Below are 2,880 nucleotides of genomic sequence, written 5' to 3'. Positions count from 1 at the left end.
TCAGCATGCGCATGCCCAGCAGATGGCCTGCGCGACGATCAGTACCTCGATCGAGCGATCACGAACCGAGGAAGATCGGACTTAACGTCCACTCACAAGGGGGTGAAGCCCGTATGCCCGGCCATCGCCCCCACAGACACCACCAACGCAGCCACAAACAGGCCCGGGGCAGGCCCACCCCCGCCGACCCGACCCAGGCGCGGCCGACCAAGCGGTCAGGCGTGCGCGTGATGGGGGCGAGCCCTCTTGCGGGAGGCGGCGTGATGCGCGGGCCGGCCCGTCCGCGGGGCTTCAAGGCCCCGCAGGAACACGCCGGCGGTAACGAGGAGGCCGGTGAAGACAGCAAGCAGCAGGACGGATATCCACATCTGCCGGCTCCCCGGCGCCTGCCAGCCCGTCCAGGCGGCCGACGCCCCCCACAGCAGGACGCCCGCAGCGTAAAGGGAGCGGACCCGGTGCAACTGCCGCACGGCCCGCAAGAACATGATCCGTTCGGTCATCGATGCCATGCCAGGCCGTGTACCCGAAACACCACCACACACAGCCCCTACCCCGCCGCGGGCGGCGCGCACGACAACCGCTCCATCACCCGGGAACGTAGACGCGTTGCCCCTGCGCGCCCTGCCCTGCAGCTTCGGGCACTTCATGACGTGTTCGCCTACGCCCATGCCGAGGATGTCGAGCTCAGGCTGGATACCACCGAGACCCAGGGCCGGCCGGCCTGTAGCGAGCCGCAGGGACAGAAGGGCGTTCATGTCGGGAAGAAGAAGCAGAACATCATGAAGGCCACCGTCGTCGCCGACCAGCGCGGTCGCACGTGATGGACCTGCCCCCTGCGACCAGGGCGGATACATGACAGCCCGCGGCCTCACCACCACCGCGACCCCCGGCTCCGCGACCGAGCACGACCAGCGCCAGGGCCTCGTCGTAGTGGAGTTCACCCGCCAGATGGCCCGGCATGTTAGGACAGCAGCCTGCAGCCCGTGACGTTGAAGATCTGGACCAGGCCCATGCACAGCGGCAGCACCCTCCACTGCCCCCTGACCATGCCGCGTATCAGCACCTTCGGCCGCTCGCGCTCCTGATCAGCGGCCTTCTCAGGCCCCCGGCGGCAAAAGCGGGCCTCCCCGGGCTTCGTCCACGGGTAGAGGCCGATGACGCGCATCGGGCCCGCGATCAAAAAACGGCAGGCGCCAGCCCCAGGACAACAGGTCCTCGCACGCCGGGCGCAGCTCGCCCGCCTGGATGGTCATGACCCCCTCGCGCCATTGCGCCCGCTCCCGCGAGTGTCCGAGTGTCCGAGTGTCCGTCCCAGCCAACCCATGCAGGCCGTCGCCTCGACCCCGATCAGTTCCCGCAGCAGCCGCTCGGTGCCTCGCGGACGAACTCAAACCCATCGGCCGAACGCAGCGACCCACGCAGGTCATGCCGGAACAGGGCCACCTCGCACCTCGACGATCAGTCCTCGAGGTGCGCCCCCAGCGCCCGCAGGGCAAAGTCAGCGACCCGGGCCGCAACCTGCTCGACCGACCAGCCAAGGTCGAGCAGATCGATGATCGCCCCGCCTCATCCTGGACCAGATGCTGACCTGCGAGGTCAGCGACGCCGCGCCCGCCGCTCCGCACGTCAAGCACGCCCGCACCATCGACGAGTCGGGCCGAGGGCTCTTCATCATCGCGAGCCTCGCCAAACAATGGGGCACCCGATACACCGCCCCTGAAGGCAAAATCGTCTGGGCGGAACAGTCAACTGGGTCAATGAAAACAAGCTGAGCACCCTCGCGTGCGACTGCCCTGGCAGCATGCGCGGCGTTGTGGCGACCCCATGCGTCCCGCAGCGTGCCACGCGAGCTGATACCCAACTTCGGAAAGGTCTGGCGGAGGTAGCCCCACGGTTCTGCTGGAGTTCCTGTGCCGCGTGCAGCGGACCCGCATCGGTGAACTCCTCGGCCAGATCCGCGACTTGCAGGCGGAGTGGACCGAGGAGGCCATCCAGCGGATCACCACCGAGAACACCACCCTCAAGCAGCGGGTCCGCCAGCTGACGGCCGACAACCGCACCCTCGATGAGCGGCTCAAGGCCGCCCGCTCCAACCTCCGCTTCCAGGACCGTCGCGTCGCCGACCTCGAAGCCCAGATCGCGGGCACCTGACAACTCCGGGGGTGCCGCTCAGCCCGGTCCGGTGACCAGGGGAAACCCGTGGTCACCGGACCGTTCCGTATGCCAGGCTCCGGCATATGGAGCAGGCCGCAGGCGAAATCCTGCATCAACGCGGCTGGCGCAAGGCATTCAGCGTCCAAGAGATGGCCGACAAGTGGGCCTGGCTCGTGGGTAAAGTCGAGGACGGTTACAGCGACCTGGTGGACGAATACACCAACGACCTCTACAGCCGGAACTGGCTGCACGAGGCGTGGCCGATCCTCACTGAGCGCGTGATCGTCCTGTGGACCCCGCAAATCAAAGCCCTCGACGACCGTTTCCGGGCCGCCACCGTCTTCGACGACGGCATCTCCTTGTCACAGTTCCACCGGATCAGCGGATTCGACCCCATCCATATGTGGTGGTGGCGGCGCCACCCTCGTCTACTCGTCGGCGATCTCGGCCGCTCGCTCCGCTCGGCGGGCGCCACCGACTGATCTTCGCGGCCGACGGCCGCAATTACCTGACCAGGCCACTCGCCTACTGGTCCCGGTGCCGTGGCCATGCGTGTGCGGGGCGGGCGCCGTGACCGCGGTGACGGCCGGCGCGATGACGTACTCCGCTTGGCGGTATGTCCCGGAATGTCTTCTTGGTCGGGTGGTGGTTTGCTGCTCGGTGGCGGCGTCCTAGGGCTGTCCGGTGCGCCGTTCGTCCCTGTTTCCCGGAGAGCTCAAGGAGGAG

5 protein-coding genes and 1 pseudogene are annotated in these 2,880 nt (G+C 67.8%); 4 read left to right on the top strand and 2 right to left on the bottom strand.

Going from position 1 to position 2,880, the window contains the following annotated elements; genetic code table 11:
* Nucleotides 1-215: 215 nt before the first annotated feature.
* A complete protein-coding gene (locus ACIBJF_RS52865) occupies nucleotides 216-509 on the bottom strand; it encodes a hypothetical protein (RefSeq protein ID WP_399185034.1) in 294 nt (97 codons plus the stop codon).
* Nucleotides 510-650: 141 nt separating this feature from the next.
* Between ACIBJF_RS52865 and ACIBJF_RS52860 the strand changes: the two genes are divergently transcribed.
* Complete coding sequence (locus ACIBJF_RS52860; RefSeq protein WP_399185033.1) at nucleotides 651-821, top strand: hypothetical protein; 171 nt, start codon at nucleotides 651-653, stop codon at nucleotides 819-821.
* A 140-nt stretch (nucleotides 822-961) separates the two neighbouring features.
* On the opposite strand, the gene ACIBJF_RS52855 is transcribed toward ACIBJF_RS52860, so the two are convergent.
* Nucleotides 962-1,165 carry a hypothetical protein gene (locus ACIBJF_RS52855; protein ID WP_399185032.1) on the bottom strand — a complete coding sequence of 68 codons (204 nt, stop codon included), beginning with the start codon at nucleotides 1,163-1,165 and terminating at the stop codon, nucleotides 962-964.
* 397 nt (nucleotides 1,166-1,562) lie between these two features.
* Between ACIBJF_RS52855 and ACIBJF_RS52850 the strand changes: the two are divergent.
* From ACIBJF_RS52850 to ACIBJF_RS52840, 3 genes and pseudogenes are all read left to right on the top strand, one after another.
* Nucleotides 1,563-1,772 (top strand): annotated as a pseudogene (locus tag ACIBJF_RS52850) (ATP-binding protein); the annotation flags it as partial.
* A 145-nt stretch (nucleotides 1,773-1,917) separates the two neighbouring features.
* Complete coding sequence (locus ACIBJF_RS52845) at nucleotides 1,918-2,151, top strand: hypothetical protein (RefSeq protein ID WP_399185031.1); 234 nt, start codon at nucleotides 1,918-1,920, stop codon at nucleotides 2,149-2,151.
* 86 nt (nucleotides 2,152-2,237) lie between these two features.
* Nucleotides 2,238-2,636, top strand: a complete 399-nt coding sequence (locus ACIBJF_RS52840; RefSeq protein ID WP_399185030.1) for a hypothetical protein — start codon at nucleotides 2,238-2,240, stop codon at nucleotides 2,634-2,636.
* Nucleotides 2,637-2,880: the final 244 nt, after the last annotated feature.

It is taken from the genome of Streptomyces sp. NPDC050743 (genome assembly GCF_044456925.1).
Lineage (GTDB): Bacteria > Actinomycetota > Actinomycetes > Streptomycetales > Streptomycetaceae > Streptomyces.
This window is presented reverse-complemented; position numbering and strand designations above follow the sequence as displayed.

Excerpts from the sequence above, each read along its gene's own strand:
- ACIBJF_RS52865 (WP_399185034.1), bottom strand. The coding sequence starts at position 509 with ATGGCATCGATGACCGAACGGATCATGTTCTTGCGGGCCGTGCGGCAG.
- ACIBJF_RS52840 (WP_399185030.1), top strand. The coding sequence starts at position 2,238 with ATGGAGCAGGCCGCAGGCGAAATCCTGCATCAACGCGGCTGGCGCAAG.
- ACIBJF_RS52855 (WP_399185032.1), bottom strand. The coding sequence starts at position 1,165 with ATGCGCGTCATCGGCCTCTACCCGTGGACGAAGCCCGGGGAGGCCCGC.